Origin of the sequence: Acinetobacter sp. V110_1 (assembly GCF_031798975.1) — a bacterium.
In the GTDB taxonomy this organism is placed as follows: domain Bacteria; phylum Pseudomonadota; class Gammaproteobacteria; order Pseudomonadales; family Moraxellaceae; genus Acinetobacter; species Acinetobacter nosocomialis_A.
In genome coordinates this window covers 1187014-1210696 of record NZ_JAVQNN010000030.1, presented here as the reverse complement: position 1 = coordinate 1210696, position 23683 = coordinate 1187014, and the positions used below count along the sequence as shown (strand labels likewise).

At 36.1% G+C, this 23683-nt stretch carries 18 protein-coding genes and 2 tRNA genes; 9 read left to right on the top strand and 11 right to left on the bottom strand.

Annotated features, from left to right (window positions below):
* Positions 1-135: 135 nt before the first annotated feature.
* Positions 136-2250 (bottom strand): TonB-dependent siderophore receptor, encoded by a 2115-nt coding sequence (locus tag RMA95_RS16600; RefSeq protein WP_311072000.1) that lies wholly within the window; start codon positions 2248-2250, stop codon positions 136-138.
* Positions 2251-2550: 300 nt separating this feature from the next.
* On the opposite strand from RMA95_RS16600, the gene RMA95_RS16595 reads away from it, so the two are divergent.
* Positions 2551-3138 (top strand): DUF2726 domain-containing protein, encoded by a 588-nt coding sequence (locus RMA95_RS16595; RefSeq protein WP_311071998.1) that lies wholly within the window; start codon positions 2551-2553, stop codon positions 3136-3138.
* An 85-nt stretch (positions 3139-3223) separates the two neighbouring features.
* Here RMA95_RS16595 and RMA95_RS16590 read toward each other — a convergent pair.
* From RMA95_RS16590 to pyrC, 3 genes are all read right to left on the bottom strand, one after another.
* Positions 3224-3299, bottom strand: a tRNA-Glu gene (locus RMA95_RS16590).
* 18 nt (positions 3300-3317) lie between these two features.
* On the bottom strand, positions 3318-3980 hold the full coding sequence (gene rnt, locus RMA95_RS16585) for a ribonuclease T (RefSeq protein ID WP_204389336.1): 663 nt from the start codon (positions 3978-3980) through the stop codon (positions 3318-3320).
* Entirely contained in the window at positions 3965-4999 is a 1035-nt protein-coding gene (pyrC, locus tag RMA95_RS16580) for a dihydroorotase (protein ID WP_087606784.1), read from the bottom strand. The genes rnt and pyrC overlap by 16 nt, the downstream gene beginning before the upstream one ends.
* A 149-nt stretch (positions 5000-5148) precedes the next feature.
* Here pyrC and RMA95_RS16575 point away from each other — a divergent pair, with 149 nt between their 5' ends.
* The gene (locus RMA95_RS16575; protein WP_263613217.1) at positions 5149-6411 is read left to right on the top strand and encodes a diguanylate cyclase; all 1263 of its coding nucleotides are present in this window, start codon (positions 5149-5151) and stop codon (positions 6409-6411) included.
* A 60-nt stretch (positions 6412-6471) separates the two neighbouring features.
* On the opposite strand, the gene argG is transcribed toward RMA95_RS16575, so the two are convergent.
* The gene (argG, locus tag RMA95_RS16570) at positions 6472-7830 is read right to left on the bottom strand and encodes an argininosuccinate synthase (RefSeq protein WP_086496291.1); all 1359 of its coding nucleotides are present in this window, start codon (positions 7828-7830) and stop codon (positions 6472-6474) included.
* Between the two features lie 264 nt (positions 7831-8094).
* On the opposite strand from argG, the gene RMA95_RS16565 reads away from it, so the two are divergent.
* From RMA95_RS16565 to RMA95_RS16555, 3 genes are all read left to right on the top strand, one after another.
* Positions 8095-10125 (top strand): NADPH-dependent 2,4-dienoyl-CoA reductase, encoded by a 2031-nt coding sequence (locus tag RMA95_RS16565; RefSeq protein WP_311071991.1) that lies wholly within the window; start codon positions 8095-8097, stop codon positions 10123-10125.
* Between the two features lie 85 nt (positions 10126-10210).
* Positions 10211-10300: transfer RNA gene (locus RMA95_RS16560), tRNA-Ser, on the top strand.
* 123 nt (positions 10301-10423) lie between these two features.
* Positions 10424-11023: a hypothetical protein gene (locus RMA95_RS16555; protein ID WP_311071989.1), complete on the top strand. Its 600-nt coding sequence runs from the start codon at positions 10424-10426 to the stop codon at positions 11021-11023.
* A 369-nt stretch (positions 11024-11392) separates the two neighbouring features.
* Here the strand turns inward: RMA95_RS16555 and RMA95_RS16550 are convergent, their stop codons facing one another.
* The 3 genes from RMA95_RS16550 to RMA95_RS16540 form a co-directional block, all read right to left on the bottom strand.
* Positions 11393-11752, bottom strand: coding sequence for a RidA family protein (locus tag RMA95_RS16550; protein ID WP_311071987.1), 360 nt, complete (start codon positions 11750-11752; stop codon positions 11393-11395).
* A 1-nt stretch (position 11753) separates the two neighbouring features.
* Entirely contained in the window at positions 11754-12995 is a 1242-nt protein-coding gene (locus tag RMA95_RS16545) for a D-amino acid dehydrogenase (RefSeq protein WP_311071985.1), read from the bottom strand.
* A gap of 80 nt (positions 12996-13075) precedes the next feature.
* Positions 13076-13954: a LysR family transcriptional regulator gene (locus RMA95_RS16540; RefSeq protein ID WP_290013523.1), complete on the bottom strand. Its 879-nt coding sequence runs from the start codon at positions 13952-13954 to the stop codon at positions 13076-13078.
* Between the two features lie 115 nt (positions 13955-14069).
* Between RMA95_RS16540 and RMA95_RS16535 the strand changes: the two genes are divergently transcribed.
* The gene (locus RMA95_RS16535; RefSeq protein WP_311071983.1) at positions 14070-15497 is read left to right on the top strand and encodes a gluconate:proton symporter; all 1428 of its coding nucleotides are present in this window, start codon (positions 14070-14072) and stop codon (positions 15495-15497) included.
* A gap of 182 nt (positions 15498-15679) precedes the next feature.
* Here the strand turns inward: RMA95_RS16535 and RMA95_RS16530 are convergent, their stop codons facing one another.
* Positions 15680-16498, bottom strand: coding sequence for an alpha/beta hydrolase (locus RMA95_RS16530; protein ID WP_311071982.1), 819 nt, complete (start codon positions 16496-16498; stop codon positions 15680-15682).
* Between the two features lie 466 nt (positions 16499-16964).
* On the opposite strand from RMA95_RS16530, the gene RMA95_RS16525 reads away from it, so the two are divergent.
* Positions 16965-18713, top strand: a complete 1749-nt coding sequence (locus RMA95_RS16525) for an FAD-dependent monooxygenase (protein ID WP_311071980.1) — start codon at positions 16965-16967, stop codon at positions 18711-18713.
* A 173-nt stretch (positions 18714-18886) separates the two neighbouring features.
* On the opposite strand, the gene RMA95_RS16520 is transcribed toward RMA95_RS16525, so the two are convergent.
* Together RMA95_RS16520 and RMA95_RS16515 are read right to left on the bottom strand one after the other, a co-directional pair.
* A complete protein-coding gene (locus RMA95_RS16520; protein WP_311071978.1) occupies positions 18887-19981 on the bottom strand; it encodes a M48 family metallopeptidase in 1095 nt (364 codons plus the stop codon).
* A gap of 20 nt (positions 19982-20001) precedes the next feature.
* Positions 20002-21090 (bottom strand): YjgN family protein, encoded by a 1089-nt coding sequence (locus tag RMA95_RS16515; RefSeq protein WP_311071976.1) that lies wholly within the window; start codon positions 21088-21090, stop codon positions 20002-20004.
* 820 nt (positions 21091-21910) lie between these two features.
* Between RMA95_RS16515 and RMA95_RS16510 the strand changes: the two genes are divergently transcribed.
* A complete protein-coding gene (locus RMA95_RS16510) occupies positions 21911-22789 on the top strand; it encodes a MetQ/NlpA family ABC transporter substrate-binding protein (protein ID WP_311071974.1) in 879 nt (292 codons plus the stop codon).
* 173 nt (positions 22790-22962) lie between these two features.
* Positions 22963-23469 (top strand): hypothetical protein, encoded by a 507-nt coding sequence (locus tag RMA95_RS16505; protein ID WP_311071973.1) that lies wholly within the window; start codon positions 22963-22965, stop codon positions 23467-23469.
* Positions 23470-23683 lie beyond the last annotated feature (214 nt).

Genomic DNA, 23683 nt, shown 5'->3' with positions numbered 1-23683 from the left:
TTTATAAATCATAAATTTATAATATTTTATATGAGAAAATAAAAGCCACTGTATTTTTAGACAGTGGCTTTCTTAATGACCGCTATCCCTAGTGAGATCTTACACGGTAAAAGGCTGATGTTTGGTTCTTTTAATTTAGAACGTATAGCTTATACCTAATTGAACAGTACGTGATTCACCAGAATAGGCATATAAATTAAAAGCACTTTCATTATAAACTCTGTCAAAAATGTTCTTCACATCTAAGTTAAGGCGTAATTTTGGCGTTGCCTGATAATAAGACACGAGGTCGGTAACTGCATAGCCTTTCATGGTGTAGGTACTATTAGCTGTTTGACCTGCACGTTTATCAATATATTTTTGATTGATACCTAAGCCCCACCCTTGTAAAGGCCCATCCTGAAATTCATAGATATTTAAAAGATTAAAACTATTTTTTGGAATGTTGGCTAGAGCTGTTCCTTTTTGCAAAGTATTGTCTTTAGTTACTTCCGCATCTGTATAAGCATACCCACCAATAATTTTCCAGGCTGGTGTAATTTGACCAGCAATATTTAACTCAATGCCACGGCTACGAACTTTACCTGCTGCTACTTTATAGGCTGAATCAACAGGATCTAGGGTTAAGACATTTTCTTTATTGGCATAAAAAATAGCGGAATCAATCGATAACATATTATCAAGTGCTTGCCATTTAAAGCCTAACTCGTAAGCTAAACCTTCTTCAGGATCAAACCCGTCTCCATTACGGCTAGCACCAGTGTTTGGCTTAAAAGATTTTGCAGTATTACTGTAGATGGAAAGATCGCCACTGGCTTTATAGACTAAACCTAAACGTGGAATAAACGCGTTATGACTGGTATTCCAATTTGCGGTATTAGGTAATAAGTTCTTATAGTCATGCTCATAATGTTCAAAACGTAAGCCTAATAGTGCGCTTAAACGCTCATTTAAATCGACTTGGTCTTGTAAAAAAAGGGCAGTGGTTTTTAAATTTTCACGGTCATGTGTGGTTACACGATAAAGCTCAGGTAGAGGTTGCCCTAAAACAGGGTTGTAGATATTAATAGGGTAGCTACCGACATCTCCACTTGAACGAATAATGTATGACTTATAATCATAGTTTTCATATTCAAGCCCAGTAACTAAGGTGTTTGCTAAACCCAAAAACTGGAATTTACCTGTTAGATTAATTTGAGCATCGGTATCTTGCCACTTTAGTTCACGGTAGTTGTAATTTCGACCTAGCGTTTCCCCGTCTTTTTGAATTCCATTTGCTTCTACTGCATAGCCATGTAACTTGCCATTTAAATATTGCACACCAGCATTGAGCTTCCAGTCATTTCCAAGCTCGTGTTCAACTCTTAATTGAGCCATATTGTTATCATTATAAAGTCGGTTGTTGTCTTTACCCGTTTCCCATAAATAAGTGTCTGGTGAACTGATAAAAGACTTCTGACCTGCATAGCGTGTTTGGCCACGGTCAAGCGGATGTTGGTTTCTTAAAATATCGGCTTCAAATGTAAGTTTTGTTGTGTCAGAAGCCTGCCATTGAATGACTGGAGCAATGCCATAACGTTTAGATTCAACATGATCACGATAACTATCACCACCTTCTGCAATCACATTGAGGCGATAGCCAACGTTTTCCGCATTAGGTACAGTTCCTGTCGTGTCTACAGTGGTGCGATATAAACCTTCACTGTTGAGCTGGGCACCCAAAGTGGTTTGTTGTTCAGACTTTGGTGTTTTAGAAATTAAGTTAAAAGTACCGCCTGGGTCACCACGGCCATATAAGCTAGAAGAGGGACCACGTAAAACATCTATGCGTTCAATGGTATTACTATCTGGGACATTTGGATAACCACGGTTAATTGGGAATCCGTTTCGATAAAACTCGCCACTGGTAAAGCCACGGAGGTTAAAACCTGTTAAACCTTGACCACCAAAGTTATTAGCACGAGTCACGCCGCCAGCTAAATCAAGCGCGTCAATTAAACGAGTAGCGCCAATATCTTCAATTACTTTTTGGGTGACCACACTGACCGACTGAGGGGTATCTTTTAAAGCAATTTCACTGCGTGTTGCACTACTCGAGCTATCAACTTTATAAGTTTGATCTGATGCCTGTTGGGCTTTAATTTTAATAGTGGCAAGAGTAGTTGAAGAAGTGTCTGTATCTGCAAAAGCAGAGGAGATACAGCATAGTTGAGCAATGCTCAGGGAGAGGAGGCGAAGCTTAAGATCCATTTAAAACCTTGTTGATAATAAATATCAGTATAAAAATAAGAATTATTATAATGTAACTGTGTGTAAAAGGAATATGGAATCAGTGATAAATTTGCACAAGTGTATTTTATTTGGAAATATCAATGATAAAAATTAAAAACAAAAAAGATAGGGTTAAAAAATTATAAATTACAGCCTAAAATAGAGCATTAGATACATAGAACAATAGCTTTTAAAATCAAATAAATAATTTATAGCTAGCCGTTTTTAATTGTATTTTTAAAATCAAAATAGTTTTTATATTTATTTAGGGGAAATTCGATGTTTGCGATAGTTGGCATATTTTTAATAGCCATAATGATATTGGCGATTTTAAGTGTTTTAAAGAAAGGGGAAAGCAAGAATAGAAATGCAAAACGTAACCCAATCAAGGGAAAGCGTATCATTACTATGAATGAACAACCTACTTTTATGAAACTAAAGGAAGCTTTGCCGGAACATATTATTTTGGCGCAAGTTGCTTTCAGTGCTTTTATGACAGCGCAAGGATACGCGACGCGTAATTTATTTAATCGCAAAGTTGCTGATTTTGTTGTGTTAGATAAAGCATTTAATATCGTTGCTATTGTTGAACTAGACGATTCTAGTCATAAAGGGAAAGAAAAGTTTGATGCAGAGCGAGATACTTTAATTCAAGAAGCAGGTTTTAAAGTTATACGCTATAAACGAACACCAGAACTGGCACAAATACATCGTGATTTTAATATTGCATCGAGTTCATTAGCTCAAGTCCCAATAGAACCAGATTTAACAAAAACAAAGTTAATTGCTGATGCAATAATTATTGAGAGAGATGAGCCAACTATGCAACCTGCACAGCATATTAATGAAGTAAAGTTGAAATCTTGATTTTGAAAATATGGAACTTATCTCATGGATAAAATTTGAAGTGAGATAAAATAATTTGAAGCGATGATTCTTTGTAGAAAGAATATGGCGTCCCTACGGGGATTCGAACCCCGGTTACCGCCGTGAAAGGGCGATGTCCTAGGCCTCTAGACGATAGGGACGTTGAGGATGGCGGTATCTTAAGAAGCCGCCACCAAACTGTCAAGGAGGTAAGGTGACAGTTTGTTCAAAATATAGCAAAACAGTTCAGCAGTCTTCTGAGTATCGTATAAAGCAGAGTGTGCTTCTTTACCATCGAACTCGATTCCAGCTTGAATACAAGCTTTCGCAAGCACAGTTTGTCCAAACATAACGGCACTTAGCGTAACCGTATCCATGACTGAAAAACTATGGAATGGATTTTGGTTTTTCGTGCTTGTACGTGCAATTGCTGCTTGTAAAAAACCAAGATCAAAATGCGCGTTATGGCCTACAAGTACTGCATGAGTACAATGTTGTTGTTTACGAACTTCATTGACCGATTTAAAAATGCGACGTAAGGCAGTTCGTTCATCTTCAGCCATTGCTATACGCATTGGATTGAATGGATCAATACCAATAAAGTCGAGCGAACGGCGATCGAGGTTAGCCCCTTCAAAAGGGTTAATATGTGCATGAAATGCAGGACCAGGGACAAATTGTCCCTGAGCATCATACACAATTGGAATGCACGCGATTTCTAGCAATGCATCTGTCTGGGCATTAAAACCTGCCGTTTCAACATCGACAACAACAGGTAAGAAGCCACGAAAACGTTGGCCAATGACCGGGACAGAGGTTTCTTGTGTCACACTTTTCTCCATTGCAGCGTTTTCCCGGCATGCAGCGGGATAATTTTTTGATCATCTAAATAATCAAAAGATTCTGGAACGAGGTTATCTTCTTTAACCAAAGTAATGGTAGAAGTATTACGCGGTAGACCGTAGAAGTCTGCACCAAAGTGGCTAGCAAAACCTTCTAGGCGCTCTAATTTACCGACTTGGTCAAATGCTTGTGCATAAAGCTCAATTGCATTTGGTGCACTATAGCAGCCTGCACAGCCACAAGCATTCTCTTTTGCATTTTGTGCATGAGGGGCGCTGTCTGTACCTAAGAAAAACTTAGGATTACCGCTTGTCGCCACTTCAAGTAAAGTCGTTTGGTGTGTTTGACGTTTTAAAATTGGCAAACAGTAGAAGTGCGGTTTAATACCACCAACCAACATATCATTACGGTTAAATAATAAATGCTGAGGAGTGATTGTTGCTGCAACATTACGGTCTTGTTCTAAAACAAAGTGCGCAGCATCACTTGTTGTGATGTGTTCAAGCACAACTTTAAGTTTCGGGAACTGTTTCAATAATGGTGATAATACCTCATCTAGGAAGCGTTTTTCACGATCAAAAATATCTACATGATTGTGAGTCACTTCACCATGAAGCAATAACGGCACTTGATGCTCTTCTAATTGCTCAATAACTGCATAAACTTTGCGAATATCACTCACACCATTGTCTGAGTTTGTAGTCGCACCCGCAGGGTAAAGTTTAATTGCATTTACATGTTCTGATTCTTTAATTTTACGAACTTCATCTGGTGAAGTGTGATCAGTAAAATAAAGCACCATACGAGGGTCAAAATTATTGCCTTCTGGAACATGAGCAAGAATGCGTTCGCGATAAGCTAAAGCTTCTTCTACTGTTTTTACAGGCGGCACAAGGTTAGGCATACAGATCGCGCGAGCGAATTGTTTAGCCAAATCTGGAACAGTACGTTTTAATGCTAAACCATCACGTAAATGTGCATGCCAATCATCTGGCTGGAGCAGGGTAATAGAGTTCAAGGCAGTTCAAACTTCGAAATAAAACAAATGATAATCGATAAAGTGTGAAAATGGTAACGAGAATTACGGACAAATGGCAAAATAAAGCGCAGGGAGCTTTAAAAATTAATGTTATATTTTGTTAACGCGAAATATGTAGGAATCGACTAGTGGCGAATAGGGGAAATGTCCATCAATTACTCAAATCTAAAGAAGAAATCGAGTACTTGGTCACTCTACATACCCATCGTTACGCCAATATGCCTTTACCAACACAACTAGAAAAAAAATTCTGGTGTTTAAATCTTGATCGTACTCGGCAAAATATTTCGAAGTTTCTGGCAAGTGGTGTGCTCACTTATTTAATTTTTATTTTGTTAGCCCTTCCAACCGACTACTTAGTGATAGGCAAGCCTTATATTACTTTGGACTTTGTCCATTGTGTATTAAGTGCTATGAATATTGCATTCGCACTTTTACTATTTTGGATTTTTGCCAGATTCAAAAAACTTTCTGAGCACTTTTATTTTGCGGCCTGCGGCATCGTTTTCTTTAGCATTATTACGAGTGCTATGTTGTTGCTGAGTGTTGGAAATATGGCACTTAAAAATCAGTCGATGTTGCTTCTTTCTTTTTTATATATGCTTGGGTTTATCTTAAGCGGGATCAAACCACTCCATATGCTGTATGTAGGTTTATCCGCAGCAATACTGGTTTTTGTTTTTCTTAATTTATTAAACGTAAATTGTGATTATATCGCGCTGGGTCGTGCTTTATTTGGTACTTGTATTTTAGGTTTTTCAATTAGCACGATGCTCATCTCAAGAGAGCGAAGTCTTTTTTTAAATAACCAACTTGCTGAAATTAATGAGCAGATTTTACGGATAGAAGCATCTGAACTACTGCATTTAAGTCAGCAAGATGCGCTGACTCAAATTTCAAACCGTCGTACCTTTGATGAAATGTTTGATTTCTTCTATTACCGAGCAAATCAAGAGAAACGTCCTTTAGCTGTTTTATTTATTGATATTGATTTTTTTAAAAACTATAACGATTTTTATGGGCATCAGATGGGGGATAAAGTCATCTCATCTATTGCTTCTGCAATTAAAAATTCGATTCGTCATGTCGATTTTGTTGCGCGTTATGGGGGTGAAGAGTTTGTCGTACTATTACCTGAAACACCTGCACAGGGTGCTTATTCAGTGGCAGCAAATATTTATAAAGCCATTGAACGGCAAGCTATTCCTCATGCCGCTTCGTTAGTGTCGAAGTATGTCACTATCAGTTTAGGGTTCACCGTATATACGGGCGGATTAAAGATGGGACAAGATAACTTAATTCATGCAGCGGATCAGGCGTTATATCGGGCAAAGCAACTTGGCCGTAATCAAATTTACTATCAACCGTTACAAGTTGCAGAAATTGCCTAACTTAACTTTAAATATAAAAAAGCCACCTATAGAGGTGGCTTTTTTGACATTATAAGAAAATTATTTTTTCTTACTGTCTAATTGAGGGATTGCAGAACCTTGACCGATTGAAAGCAAGCCAGCATCTGTATAGATACCAAGTTTTGCACGTGTATCGGTAATGTCGAGGTTACGCATAGTCAACTGACCAATACGGTCCATTGGTGTAAACATTGAATCACCTTTTTCCATAGTTAAACGTTCAGCTTCGTACGTTAAGTTTGGAGATTCAGTGTTCATAATGGTGTAGTCATTACCACGACGAAGTTCAAGCGTCACTTCACCAGTAATGGCTTTAGCAACCCAACGCTGTGCAGTTTCACGAAGCATAAGCGCTTGAGAGTCGAACCAACGACCTTGGTAAAGTAAGCGACCTAAACGTAAACCATTAATGCGGTACTGTTCGATCGTATCTTCGTTATGAATACCAGTAACCAAACGCTCGTAAGCAATATGAAGAAGGGCCATACCTGGTGCTTCATAAATACCGCGAGATTTCGCTTCGATAATACGGTTTTCGATTTGGTCAGACATACCTAAACCATGACGACCACCAATACGGTTTGCTTCAAGAATAAGTTCAACCGGATTGTTAAAAGTTTGACCGTTTAACGCAACAGGGACACCTTCTTCAAAACGTACAGTGACTTCTTCTGGTTTGATTTCAACTTCTTCTTTCCAGAAAGCAACGCCCATAATTGGGTCAACGATTTTGATACCAGCATTTAGGTATTCAAGATCTTTTGCTTCGTGAGTCGCGCCCAACATGTTTGAGTCAGTTGAGTACGCTTTTTCTTTTGACATTTTGTAGTCAAAACCGTTGTCGATGAGGAACTGTGACATTTCTGCACGGCCACCAAGCTCATCAATAAAGTTTTGATCTAACCAAGGCTTATAAATTTTAAGATTTGGGTTAGTCAACAAACCATAACGATAGAAACGTTCAATATCGTTACCTTTATAAGTTGAACCGTCACCCCAGATGTTTACGTCATCTTCTTTCATAGCAGTAACGAGCATAGTACCTGTTACTGCACGACCGAGTGGAGTCGTATTGAAATAAGGAACGCCACCTGTACTGATATGGAATGCACCACACTGAATTGCAGCAATACCTTCAAGCGCCAATTGTAAGCGGCAGTCAATTAAGCGAGCTTTTACAGCGCCGTATTGTTCTGCTTTTTTTGGAATTGCATCGTAGTCATCTTCATCTGGCTGGCCTAAGTTTGCAGTATATGCATAAGGCTCAGCGCCTTTTTGTTTCATCCACAATAAAGCAGCTGAAGTGTCTAGACCACCGGAGAAGGCAATCCCAACTTTTTTGCCTACTGGTACATGCTGCAAGATAGTTGCATTATCAGTCATTGCTAATCCTAACATTTATGAAAAAGACCCCGTTGAGGTGGTCTCGAGAATTCTGAATGGCGGCTATTGTAGCACTATTCATGGTGCTTTTTTTGGCAAAAAAAGCATTAATTCACTTGTTATGATTGGTATTTATTATTTGAAGAAAACATAGGATTGTCTTCTTTATATATAGATTGACCATAATCTCGAATAAAAAATAATTCTTGGTCATCCAAAATCGTTAAAAAAGTATTAAAGTACTATGCAACAAGTTGCAAAAAATTATTGGGACGCAGCATGACAAGTTACGCCAATTTATTAAAACCATTACATTTAGGCTTCACTACCATTAAAAACCGTGTGGTGATGGGATCCATGCATACGGGGCTTGAAGACCGTTTTTTTAACTATCCAAAACTAGCAGCTTATTTTGAAGAGCGTGCAAAAGGTGGGGTTGGCCTGATTGTGACAGGCGGTATTTCTCCGAACCGTCAAGGTTGGTTGGCTCCAGCTGGCGGTACTATGAATAGCTTATTTGATATTCCTCAGCATCGCCTAGTAACGCATGCCGTCCATAAACATGGTTCAAAAATTTTAATGCAAATTTTGCATGCAGGGCGTTATGGTTATCAGCCATTTGTGGTGTCTTCAACAGCAATTAAATCGCCAATTTCACCGTTTAAACCGCGTCAGCTTTCTGAAAAAAATATTCTCAGCACCATTGAAGACTATGCGCAGTGCGCTGATATTGCTAAAAAAGCAGGTTACGACGGCGTTGAAATTATGGGGTCGGAAGGATATCTGATTAACCAGTTTTTAAGTCGCCATGTAAACCAGCGTACTGACCGTTGGGGCGGTGAAATTGAAAATCGTATGCGTTTTCCGGTTGAAATTGTGAAAGCAATTCGTGCAAAAGTTGGTGAAAAATTTATTATTTGCTTCCGTTTATCGCTACTCGACCTTGTGCATGACGGTAACACCATGCAAGAAGTAGTCACTGTTGCTAAAGCTTTAGAAAAGGCGGGTGTCACTTTATTAAATACGGGTATTGGTTGGCATGAAGCACGTGTACCAACCATTGTAACGTCGGTACCTCGTGCAGCATTTGTCGATTACACGGCTCATGTAAAACAACATATTTCAATTCCAGTCATTGCATCTAACCGTATTAATATGCCTGAAACTGCTGAAGAGATTTTAGCAAAAGGCAAGGCAGACATGATTCAAATGGCTCGTCCTTTATTGGCCGATGCTTTTTGGGTAAATAAAACTGCGACCAACCGTGTTGATGAAATTAATACTTGTATCGCGTGTAACCAAGCGTGTTTAGATCATGCATTTAAAAATAAGCGTGTGTCTTGTTTGGTTAACCCACGTGCAGGCCATGAAACAGAACTGGTCTATTTAAAGACTAAACAGCCAAAACGTATTGCCGTTGTAGGTGGTGGTGTAGCCGGTATGTCTGCTGCAACTGTGGCGGCAAGTCGTGGTCATGCAGTGACTTTGTTTGAAGCCAATAAAGATGTAGGTGGTCAGTTCAATTTTGCCAAGGTTGTACCAGGTAAAGAAGAATTCCACGAGACAATTCGCTACTTTAAAGTACAGCTTCAAAAAACAGGGGTAGATGTACGTTTAAACACTCGTGTAAATCGTGAGCAACTTGAGCGTGAAGGTTTTGACGAAGTTATTGTGGCAACGGGTGTAATACCACGTGCTTTAAAAATTGAAGGAAGTAATTCACCACAAGTTCTTTCCTATGCTCAAGTTTTACAAGGTGCAGAAGTTGGACAAAAAGTTGCAGTGATTGGGGCAGGTGGTATTGGTTTTGATGTATCTGAGTTTTTACTTAAACCACCACATCAGCCACAGCCTCAACCTTTAGCAGAGTGGCAACGTGAATGGGGTGTAGACCCAGATCCGAATTATATTTCTGAAGGTGGTATGCAGCCACCTGTGGTTGAACCAGCAATACGTGAAATTTATTTACTACAACGTAAAACAACATCTCTCGGTATTGGTCTTGGCAAGACTTCAGGTTGGGTACACCGTGCACAACTTAAAAAGCATGGTGTACGCATGTTACGTGGTGTGCAATATAAAGCCGTTACTGATGAAGGGCTTTGGATTGAACATAATGGTCAAGACCAGCTTTTACGTGTAGATACGGTCGTGGTGTGTGCAGGTCAAGAGTCGGTAAAAGACTTAATGCCAAAAGAAGGTGAGTCGACTATAGCGAACTACCATATTATTGGTGGAGCAAAGCTCGCAGCAGAGCTAGATGCGAAGCGTGCGATCAAAGAAGGAGCAGAATTAGCTGCTCGATTGTAAAATTGATGAAACAATATGCACTTGAACACAAAGCGATGATATTTTTCTTGAATAAAATGAATAAGCTTTGTATTCTTACGCACATGGAAGCGTGGCAGAGCGGTTTAATGCACCGGTCTTGAAAACCGACGAGGGTGTGAGTCCTCCGTGAGTTCGAATCTCACCGCTTCCGCCAAATTCGAAAAGCCCCTGTTAATAGCAGGGGCTTTTTTTATCTATGCTTTTACCCCCCCCCAAAAAAAAATAACCCACATCAAAATGTAGGTGCATTAATTCTTAGTTTATTAAAGGTGGAAAAATGAAAATAAAAAACTACACACCAACTAAAGGTTTTATATGGATTTTGCTTTTAATTATTTTTATAGCATGGCTTGTATATAAATGTGTTCCTTTAACAGAGAAAGATCAAGATGCTCTTATTCATTCAAATATGGAACGGGAAAGGATTAGGCTAGCTGAAGAGTTTGACTCTTATACACAAGAAGACTTCGCACGACTACCAAAATTTGACTCTCGTAAATATTTTTTAATAAAGCGTAGTGGTCGGTTTTGGTTAATATCAAGAAAATATTATGGTGCTAATGGTTTTACTATTAGAGTTATAGATATAGATAAACTAATAGGGAAAAAGTGGGAAGGTGATATTGTGGTGGAAGGTGGATTTCGAGTTTTTATGTATTCACCACAATATTATAATCGTAAAGCTGATTTTTTGAGTAGTGATGTGGCATGTAAATCAAATACATTTAGAAAGCTTTTTACGTGGAATGGGGTAATTATTAATATTGATGCTAATACCTATCCTAAAAAAATTACAGATAATCAATATTTAGATATTTGTCTAACTGCATTGAAAATTTTAAATGAAGAAGTAAAGGAAATACATTTTGTTAATTAATATAATTTAATTTTTAGTAAATTTTATCTAAAAATTATTTGAATATATATTGTATTTACTCATCAAATCATTACAGTAGATATTGTTAGGCTCTAATTTTTTACTATTTCAGGCTCAGTGTTTTTCACTAGAGCCATTTCAAGTTTTTGGAACGAGTTTTTTATTATAAAAATTTTAAAAATGTCTTTTGAAAATTTATTTTGTCTTAGCCTAACTAACTGGTCAGATTAAAATCAATTCGTAAAGTACTTAGTAAGGATAAGGCGACCAGTACTACCTATAAATATGTGCAACATCGAGTTGATGAGTGGTTATAATTGAGAGTGAGTTAATCAAGCTAGCAAATTTACTAGCTTGACTTTAAAAATATTATTTAACACTCGCCGTAACCATTACTTCTACTAATACTTGCGGACGTGCCAAATCTGCTTGAATAGCCGCGCGTGCTGGTGCTGCTCCATCTGGTAACCATGCTTCCCAACATTCATTGAACACTGCAAAATCTTCGGCAATATTTTTAATCCAAATTTGTGCAGTTAAAATACGGCTTTTATCACTACCAGCTTGTTCCAGTAAAGCATCAATTTTTGCTAGAACTTCTAAAGTTTGTTGCTTGGCATCAGCATCTAAAGTTGTTGGAACTTGACCCGAAACATACACTAAACCGTTATGAAGCACGCAACCTGATAAACGTGCATTTGTATCACTACGTTGAATATCATGACTCATTTTATTTCTCCAGAGATAAACCATCTAATATAATTGGCGAGGTTGCTTGGCTAATTAACTGACTAATGACCATGGCACAACCAGCAGCTAATGTGAAACCTAAACTACCTTGGCCAATATTTGCCCATAAATTCAAATATTTCGTGCGACCCAAAATGGGTAAACCTGTAGGGGTGGATGGACGTAAACCACTCCATTCTTGTGCTGTATTTACACCCAATAAATCGGGAAATGTTTTTCGTACCGTATCTTTCAATGCATTTATTCGCTCTTTTCGAATGTAGATATCTTGATAGCCAATATCGACCATTGCGGCAATGCGAAGCTGATTCCCCAATTTTGCATATACAATTTTATTTGCATAATCGGTCACGCTTATATTGGGTACAACATTGGTTTTTTCTGGGAATGGTAAAGTCAGGCTATATCCTTTTAATGGATAAACTGGGACTGAAATACCTACCGTATTAAAAATTGCAGTACTGCCATTGCCCGCAGCAACGACAAATTCATCTGCTTCTATACGTCCTTGATTTGTTTCAATTGCAGTAATTTTATTATTTTCTGCAAAAAAATCTGTCACTTCATGTGTATATAAACATGTGAAGTTACTACTCTTTTCTAGTGCTTTATACAACGCTAAACAAAATTTGTAGCAATCTGCTGTTTCATCATCAGGTGTATAAATTGAACCCACTAATGTAGATTCAATACCTTTCAAGGCAGGTTCAAGTTGAACGGTTTCTTCCGGTGAAAGCACTTTTTGTACAGTTGGATCTATCCCAGGGATTGCTTTTTTAAAAGCTTTTTCATCACGATGAATAATCATTTTTCCCGATTTTGCCCAGTCAAAATCATCAATTTCATCACGCCATGTAGACATAATACTTTGACTATATAGGGATAACCGTAAAATATGATTGCCGTTCACAATATTGTCTTTACGATTACATGCCATGAGGAATTGGAATAACCAAGACCATTGAAGAGGTGAAAAATTCAATTTAAAGTTTAAAGGTGAATGGGCTTTTCCTAACCATTGCAGCGCCTGAAATGGAATGCCTGCATCCGCTAAAGGTGCAACATAGCGATAACTGAGTTGACCACCATTTGCAAAACTTGTCTGGCAACCAATCTTGTCATTCGCTTCCACTATTGTAACTTTATGACCTGCTTGAATAAGTGCATAGGCTGTACTTAAACCAATGACTCCACCACCAATGACAACGACATGTTTTTTCATTCTTCCATGCTATATTTGCAACACACATTTGTATTAAAGAAGAAGAAAAAGGGTTAAACAAATGAGTTTTTACATAGTACTCATAACTTTTGGTTAATCGATGGCGTCATCGAGGCAATTTCTCTTTTTATTAATTCAATAAAATCTTCCGTCGCTTTGGTCGTACTTACATTGGCATTTTTTAAAATATAAATTGTGGTATATAAACTTGGTTTTACTGGGTGAATCATATGATTTGGTAAGGAGTGCGCAGCAGTATAAATATCGGTAATGCTACAGCCTAAACCTTCGCGTACCAGTTCACTCGCCATATAGTAGGTTTGTACATTCACAATACTTTTATTAAACGTTCTATACTTTTTTACGACTTGCATGAGGGAATCTGAGTAGGGTTGAATCCACCTGTTTTCATCAATTGAATGAATATCTTGCTTTGCATCAATAGGCTTAGAGTCAATGTAAACCAGAGGAATTTCCAGAACAGGTGTGGCAATAATGCCATGCTGAGTATGGGGCTGGAACGTCACCGCAATATCAATTTCACGTCTTAATAATTTTTGCTCTAGTGCTTGAGTATGATCGGTACCAATATTGACAAAAACATCAGGGTATTTTTTTAGAAATTTTGCAGTTAATTTGGGAATAAGGCTCAAACCTAAACTGGGTAAACATCCGAGTGTGATTTGACCTTGAGTATTTCTTGCTAAATTATCCGTCAACTTATTTAATTCATTTATTTTTTCATAAATTGGCTTAATTTCATCATATAAAGTATAGGCTTCTTTGGTTGGTTGTAATTTTCCTTTGACCCGTTTAAATAGAGCAAAACCAAGCCGTTGCTCTGCATGTTTGAGCAATTTACTTGCCGCAGGCTGTGAAATGCATAACGATGATGCTGCCTCTGTGAGTGAACCAAAAAGCATGACTAAATAGAATATTTCTAGGTGTCGAAGATTCATAAATGAGCACATAACTAATAGTTATAGGTAATCTATTAGAATTCATTATTTAATGTCAATGAACCCTTGTAAATTGGTATGAAATTCAATGCCCAATGATCAAGGAGTGATACATATGTCAGTTGAGCAATCTTCTATAACAATACCTAATATAAGGACACCTAAAAATATTGCCCTTATCACCATTATTATTCTTAGCTTTGCTTTAGCATTTTATGCAAAAGGCCTACCAATAGAGGAGGTTGGTTTAATTGGGTTGTTGCCTATTTTTGCCTTGGCGCTCTTAACTGTTATTGGTCTCGATATTGTCCTTGCTGTTATTATTGCAATTATTATCAGTGTGATAATGACATCCACCAGTGTATTTGAATTAGGTGGAATTCTTGCAAAGTCTACGGGCTCATTTATTGCGACTGTAGGTCTTATTATTATGTTGGGAGCCGGGGTTGGTGAAGTTGCCAATCGAACTGGTGCAGCGAAAGAATTGGTTAAATTTATTGTCCATAGAGTTGGGCTTTCAAGTATTCCTCGCGTCAAACTTGGCATCATGATTTCATCAGTTGTTATTTGTGGTTCATTGGGTACTATGGCAGGTGGTAATGCCATTATTGTTGCTGTCATTATTCCCATTGCTGCTGCAGTTGGTTTAACACCGCCCACCGTTGCATTACTTTTGATGACAGCAGGTTCTGTCGGTCTCTTTATAGGACCTTTTACACCAAGTACAGTGACTATCTTAGAGTTGGGAGGCTTGACCTACCCGCAATATTTGAGCACTTGTGCCATACCTATGAGTGTTGTCACACTTCTTACAGGTTGGTTCATGTCTGGCTATATTCAAAAGTGGACTTTTGGAAAATATACCTATAATGAAAATTTCTTAGAACCTTCTGAAAAAATAGAAAGTGCCTCTGAATTAAAAAGAAGTAAACGTGCAGCGATTGTATTTATTGGCACAATTATCGTGATGGCAATTCTTGGAATTATTTTTAAAGCAGGCTTTAGTTTTGCAATTATTGTGATGCTTACTGTTGCCACTTTAACTGGGTTAGTTGCAGGTTTTAGTCCTAAGCAGATTTTAGAAGCACTCTATGAGGGATGCGGTAAATTAGTCTGGATGTTTATTCTTTACTGGTTATACAATCCAATTTTAGTTCTTGTTGAAAAACTCAATGCTTATCAAACACTGTTAGATCATGCGACGCCGTATTTGGTCGACTTAAGTCCTGCTATGCTGTGTTTTGGTATTTTCTTATTTAATATTGTGGGGCATATTCCAGGGGCAGCTGTTGCACAAATGACTTTTACCAATAAAATTTTTGGACCAATTTTACTGGCAAATGGTGTTCCACCTGTAGCGGTTACAGCAGTTCTATTATCAAGTTCCCAAGTAGACTGGTTTGGTCCTTTTCCATCTTCTGATATGTTTGGTCAAATGGGGTTAGCACGTTCAAGTCAACTGAAATACATGCTATATGGTGGTTGGGCCATAGTGATCGCAAATATTCTACTCTTTGCGGTATTGTTTCAGATTTTGAATTAGCCCCTAAAAATTAAAGCTATTTCTTATTTAAATGAATTTTAAAAGCCTTTTGAACTAGAACGTTTAAGGGGCTTTATTTTTGCGACGATAACAAATTCATTTAACATAGTAGGAGTTTAAAATTCAATCTATTCACTTTTAATAAGAAGAAAACCCTTTACAGTCCAATCTAATCAATATTTTTAAAAATTATAATTTCTGATATTTTTTAAGAGGTAATGATCTTTATCTTTCTCAATTATGAAATTAAAGTTAGCTTTTCGCATGGAAATTTTTTTTATAGTTTGGACTATTTCATAGGGAATGGGGGAGTACTTCGTAATACCATTAATTTCATAAAATCCTTTTGACTTTCCATTATCTGTTTTTATACCATCTAACTCGCCATAAACTATTGTGATTTCTCTTTTATATTCCATTAAAAAATGCCAAATTGATGATGAATAAAAGCTATAAGGTTTGGAAATTTCATCTTTAAATTCATTTCCATATATTTTTTTGACTGCTTGATCTGAATATATTGCTGGGCATAACAAAATCAATCGATCAATTTGAAACTTTTTCGCTAAATTAATTGCAATATAACCGCCTAAACTATAACCAATAACAATATCCACTTTTTTTAGAAGGCGATAAAAAACCATACTTTCATTTATATTCTGAGATAAAGATGATTTCGTTTCACTTGTATTATTTAAACCACTTAAATTGAATGAAAGCGTTCCAATATTTTTACTTCTAAGTAGATTTTCCAAAGGACTTAAAGAACTCAAATCAGAGTTGCCACCATGTATCAGTAAAGCGATTTTCTGTGGAAAACCATCACAATAATTGAATTTAGCTTCTAATTCATAAGTACCAAAGTCATGTAGAAAGAAGAAAGAATTTTCTTTTTCAGTAGGTGCATTATTTTTTAACTTATGCGTAGGAAAATTCGTTACTTTAGAAATAGGATTAGAAAAATATCTATCTACAATTGATATAATTTCTTGTTTTTCCATAACTCATATTCCTATTAGAAGTGTTGAGAGTGCTCGCTTGTATAAAGTAAAATTGAGAACATAATGACATCATGGTTATATTTTTAAAAGTATAAATTATACTGTTTTAATAAATAAAAAACCTCTGTTTAAAATAAAAAAATCACTGAGTGAAGAAGTACAGTCAAAAAATATATTGTGTAGGGATTTGCCAATGTCGCGAACAAAAACTAAATGTTATATTTTTTTTAGACTCTAGATTAATGGTTTTTTCACTTTGTCTTATTTTTTAAAAAATAAATCTATAAAGATGTGGGAATCTGTTTTATATATTTTATAGATTTATTGAAAATTAATATAGTAAAGACTTTACCTCTAATTGGTCTAAATGAGTTTTTAAAGCAATATTATGTTTAAGATGTTTATTTGCTTTAAATGTATGCAATAACTATTTAGCTGCTAAAAATATGTAAGTAATAGGATAAAAATGTTAGAAACTGATGTTTTAATTGTTGGGAGTGGTCCGGCTGGTTCTTCTGCTGCACTTATGTTAAGTACTTATGGAATCAGAAATATCATAATAACTAAATATAGATGGTTGGCAAACAGTCCGCGTGCCCATTATATCAGTCAAAGAACCATGGAGGTTGTCCGAGACTTGGGGATCTCGGATGAAGTAATCGCAAAAGCAGCACCAAAAGAAGTTATGGGAGATGTTGTTTATTGTACATCTTTAACGGGTGATGAAATTGGACGTTTTCCTTATGGAATGAATCATCCAGAAAGAATGTCAGAGTATGCGAAAGCGAGCCTTTGTGAACAGTGCGATCTCCCTCAACACTTATTTGAACCTATTTTGCTTTCAAATGCTGCATCACGGGGTAGCCATCCAAGATTTGATACGGAATATTTATCTCATGTACAAGATGAGGATGGTGTAACTGTCACTGTTTTAGATAGATTAACTAAACAAACATACTTAATCCGATGTAAGTATTTAATCGGAGCTGATGGTGCAAGCAGCCAAGTCGTAAAAGATTTAGATTTGGCTATGGCTGGTAAAATGGGGAAAAGTGGCAGTATCAGCATTATTTTTAAAGCCGATTTAACCAAATACGTTTCACATCGACCTGGTTACCTCTGGTGGATTATACAACCTGGAGCAAACATTGGCGGGATTGGCCTAGGGTTGTTGCGTATGGTCAGACCTTGGAATGAATGGCAGATTGTTTGGGGTTATGACATTGAAAAAGAGGAACCATCTCTTACCGATGATGAGGCGATTGCAATTTGCAAGCAGCTTATTGGTGATAACGACATTGAAATAAACATAAGTAGTAAATCGTTATGGACAGTCAATGAAATGTATGCAGAGCAATATTCGAAAGGACGAGTTTTCTGTATTGGTGATGCTGTCCATCGCCATCCACCTTCTAATGGACTCGGTTCAAATTCATCTATACAAGATGCTTATAACTTATGTTGGAAATTAGCATTTGTATTAAATGGCAAAGCGGGTAGTGGTTTATTAGACAGTTTTAATGAAGAAAGAGCACCTGTTGGTGAGCGAATTGTTAAACGAGCGAATCAAAGTGTTAGAGAGTTCTCTACTATATTTTCTGCTTTAGAGTTAGATGGAAAGTACAGTACAGAGACAATGCAAAAAAGCATTAATGCTTTAAGTGAGAGTAATGAAAAAGGTGCTCTTAAACGCCGTGATTTAAGATCTGCAATTGAATATAAAGCTTATGAATTTGCTGCTTTAGGAGTAGAAACGAATGTACGGTATCATTCATCTGCAATTATTGGGGCAGAATATCATAGTGAAAATAAAATAGATTCTTGTCGAGATGAAGATCTTTATTACTATCCCTCATTTACCCCTGGCCATAAACTTCCTCATGTATGGTTAGTCAAAAATCATAGAAAAATCTCAATTTTAGATTTAATTGGAAATGGAAAGTTTACGCTATTCTGTTGGTTGCAAGGTGATAAATGGAAACTTGCTGTAGATAACCTGAATACACAGCTTAACTTGGATATTAAAGTTATACAGGTAGGCCCCAAAAGAGATGTCGAAGACTCTTATGGAGAGCTTTCACGCTCTTGGACTAATGATGAAAATGAATGCATGCTGATTAGACCAGACGGCTATATTGCTTGGCAAAGCAACAAAATTGAATCGGCGGACAATGAATTGCACAAAGCAATGTCATCAATACTTAGTTTGAATTAGTATTTCACTGCTTCACCAAATTCGAAAAGCCTCTGTTAAAAGCAGGGGCTTTTTTTATGTGAATGATTTAATGCTTAGAAACCTATATAAATATTTGGATTGAGGGGGGCAGAATTAGATTTCAGTTTAATTTTATCTTTCATAGTGTCTTGGGAATGAATCCTCATTTTCTACTATTTAATATTTAGCCTTTGTTTTTTCTCAAAATCATGAACCATTCGAATACGCTCTTCAGTTGCAGGATGAGAGGATAAAGTATCAAGAACAGCTGTAGATAATTTATTAGCTGAAGATTCTTCTTGAGAAGTTTGTGGATTGGACTGATTCTTTTTATCGATACTTTCTTCTGTTGTATCGCTTAAACGTTGTAAGAAATTTGCAAAGTGTGAGACTTCGATATGCTTTCTATCCATCAACTGTAAAGCATATCGATCGGCTTCGGACTCAAATTTCCGTGAGTAATTTGCACCAATCATAGCGGCTGGTAATGAGGTAAATAAGTCTGAATTATCTCCTGTCATTGCAATGTATAATATACTTAGACCTAAACTAGTTAACCCTTGTTGTAAACTATGGCGATAAACCAAATGGCCTTGTTCATGGGCTAATACGCCTAAGATTTCCTGATTAGTATGTGCCAATTTGATCAGTTCATCTGTGATAATAATTGTATTATTGGGTAGTGCTACAGCATTTGCCCCTAACTGATCGCCTTTACGAAAGACTAATTTAGCTGGTCTGTTTTCAGCAACAGTATTCAAATACTGTTTAGTAATTTGGTCTTTTTGGGTTTGTGTCAATTGGCTGGGTGCAGTCCAATTATTTAATACATAATTCTCGGCTTCATTGCCTAGTTTCTTTAAAGTATTCTCAGGTAATTGAAAAGCAAGATAATGAGATGTGGCTGGAACACCCCATTTGACTAGACTGATTGCGAAAGTAATCACAAAAATTACACTAAAAAGAATAAGACCCGGAGAACGTTCAAATTTCCAGATCGAATGTTGAACCTTTTTAGTTGCGTAATTAAACCATTCAGGTAATGCACTATGAAATTCAATTCGTGCATCATCAGATAATTCAATTACTGGGTGTAACTGTCCCAGCGCACCAATCAATTTCATATCAGTATATTGATAATGACGCTGTTGTTCTAATTGCTCACCATACCGAATTAAAACTTCAGATTCAGATTGAGCTGAAATCTGAGCACGGTGTGGTTTAGACACTAGGCCATCATAGAAAGTGATATCTACTGCGTGGGACATAAATTATTAAACTCAGATTATTATAAAGAGATGTCGATATCAAAAATATCACTGATTTCTTCAGCTAAAGCACTTTGCTCTTGTTGAGCTAGATTCATCATTTGATCTGGATCATCTAATAAAATTAAACTCATCGATTCAATCTGGTATTTGTGAATACGAACCGCAGCCCAAGCAGACATTAAACCTATGGTTAAGATTTTTACAATCCAGTTCGATGCTACAATCCATGCAAAACGCCATTGGTTACAGTCTGTTTTAAATTGACTGTTTCCAATTGTAGTATTGTTCCATGTAGTAATAAAAAGACGAGCAGCAATTAATGGATAAATAAATAATCCAATAAATGCATATACCATAACTATTCCGAAAATTATAGCGTTCGGTGAGAACCCAGAAACTGCTCCAGCAATAGCAAAGTAAATAGTTGAAAAAATAGCAATTATACCAATTGCAATAAAAAGGGGGATATAAACTGCAGCCATATATGCAGACCATTTCGCGTTTAATTTAAAATTTAATTGTCCAGCATATAAGTTGTTAAGATAATATTTTTTATATAGCCAAATAGCTACAGGAGTAAAGATTCCTAGAGTGAAAATATATACTAATATACTCAAAAGAAAGACTTTATAAGATTCTTTTATCGTTCCACCAAAATAAAAACGTGTATTGCCGAACTTACTATTTCTTGCAGTAAAACGCAAAGTAGCGCGAATTAGCCAAGGTACTGCTGTATATAATGCAACTAGTCCAACCACAGTCGCAATCATTGAATACTGTGATGAAATTGCAAATACTACGTAAATTCCTAATGCAATTAAACGTCCAATCAAAATCTTGGTTGGAATACCAGTAAAATCAAAGCGGCGTTCAAAAAATTCTGTATTACCATAGAAATAGCGTAAGCGACGAACTTTAGCCCAAGGCGCATATAAGCTTAAAGTAATAATAGTCAAAAGAATATTAACGATCCAGATTCCAAAATATTCTGAGGCATTACCATGAAACTTAAAATGATAAATTCCTGAGTGTGAAATTGGTGGAGTTGTAATATTTTGATCCTCATTTAAATCTTGAGGAAGTGAGGTTAAAGCTTGGTCTTGCATTTTATTCTCTTTATTGAAAATATATGATCATGAATGAAGGTAATAGATAATTAGAAAGCTATTGAGATTATTATATATTTTTTATGAATTGAAATAAATAGAATGAAAAGCGAGCAATAATTTATTAGCACTTTTCTGTTGAATTATTCGAGACAGAAAGCTTATCGCGAGAAGTATAAATAATAGGTTTAAAGGCATTGGTGACTTATTGTGATTGTAAATTTAGTAGTAATTCTAATTTGAACTGAAATTTTGCTGCATCATTCATTTCCTGTTGTTCACTTTACTTAGAATTAATACAAGTTATCTTGATAAAATTTATTGTTAGTAAAAACTTAAATAATAAAAAATAATTTATATAAATAGCTTATGTTTTTAATGTGACTTTTATCGCTTCCTCAAATTCGAAAGACCTGTAGAAGGAAAGGCTTTTATATGCAAAAAATATAAATTTCACCCGTATTTAGCTAAAAAGGTGATAACAAATCCTGAAAATTTCATATAAATCAAATATGTATGTGGTATTTGAAAAATGTTTATGTTTTCAATATGTTGCTGTGAGCATGACTATACATCAGAATTGAACAAGTTATTTGTAGAATATTCACTTGTTGATATATGATGATCCCATATTTAGAGGCTGTTTCAAAACATAATTCTATTGTTTAGCGAGCAAGTTCAAGGAATGAATAGTGCTGAATTCAGGCTTCTAAACCCTATATCTGGAAATTATTTCCGGCCAAATATTGCATTTCGACCCAATGGTTGGGAATGTCTCACTCTTTTGTAGGGTAGGCGTTTCCTATTTTAGGATTTACCTATGAAAAAATTATTTAGTGTATTGTTCAGCGCATCTGTACTAACACTGACTGCATGTAATAAACAACCTGCACAAACTGAAAATACTGCAACAACCAAAGACAAAACTGAGTCTGTTCGAACAATTAAACTGGTTTCAACAGGTTCAGATACGGATGTATGGAAATATGTTGCAACGCTTCCTGAGACTAAAGAAGCGGGTATTAAACTTCAAGTGACCAATTTGACTGACTATGTTGTGCTCAATACATCTGTTGCAAATGGTGAACAAGATGTAAATGCGTTCCAGTCGTTCAACTATTTGGCAGCATACAATGCTTCAAATCAAGCTAAAGTTGCTGCTGTTGCAACAACTTACTTGGAACCAATGAGTATTTATGCAAATAAAATTAAAACTGTTGATGAATTCCAACAAGGCGCGACCATTGCAATTCCAAACGATACTGCTAACGAAGCTCGTGCATTAATATTATTACAATCAGCTAAACTGATTAAACTTAAACCAAACTTTGATCCTGTAAAAGGAACTACGAACGACATTGCTGAAAACCCTAAAAATTTACAATTAAAACCAATTCAAATGACTACAGCAGTTCGTGTTAAAAACGATGTAGATGCAATTGTACTTGGTAATACATTGGCACTTGAGGGTGGTCTTAATGTAATGAAAGATGCTATCTTCCGTGAGCCAATTGATCAGTCTACTAAGCTTTATGTCAATTTATTGGGCGTAGCTGAAGCAAACAAAAATGACCCGATCTATACGAAACTTGGTGAACTTTACCACTTACCGAAAGTGCAAAAATTCGTGAGTGAAAAATTCGGTGGCACAAAAGTTGAAGTGAACAAGCCTGTTTCTGAATTTGCAGACATCAAATAAGTAATTTTTAGTTAAAATTATTTTTCAAAGCTAAGTCACGGTAATCGTGACTTAGCTTTGTTTTATTTAGTACATTGTATTTTAATTAAAATTTATTAAGTGAATTATTTATGGCTTTCTTTAATAATATATAATCATAATATAATTGTTGAATACATAAGAACATCAAGTTAATGAAATACTCAAGTGAACAAATTAAAAAAGCTTTATTGCTTACTCCATTGCCATTACTTTTATGGCATTTCTTTTTTAAATTTATGGATGTGGATAACGTTAGACTTAGCTTAGATATCTTTTCTGCATTTTTTCTTAGTATCGTAGGTTATAGTCTTGTTTATTTAGCTTATTGTATTTTGACCGTACCCTTTAGCTTTATTTTTTCCATTCTTTTAAATCATTATAATTATCTCAACATCTGGACCATCTGTATTAATTCGGTAATTATTACCTCGCTATTTTTCTTTTTCTTAGGATGGCTTTTTACAGGAGAAATTTCTCCAAAAATAAATTATATGGAATCTATGGAGGGAGAAGCATCTCCAAAATGGTGGATGATGTATACCGATATATCTTTTATTATATTCATATTATTTCCTGGTCTATGTTATTGGGGATTTTTAATTCTTCTTGAAAAGAAACAATCAAAGATTATTAGAGGTCGCTTTTCAAACTATTTCTAAAATCAACATAATCCTCCCTTATACAAAATACTTGTATAGTTTCAAAGCAGCCTATCACTAAGCTGCTTTATAAACCTCAAATTAACAATAACTTGTTGATTATTTAGCCTTACTTTTTTAATGATCTAATTTAAAACAAATGTCATTTTGTGTGCTTGACTGTAAGAGGGTTGGGAACTATTCTTTGCCTGCTGGCCACATTGCCAGTCGGTTT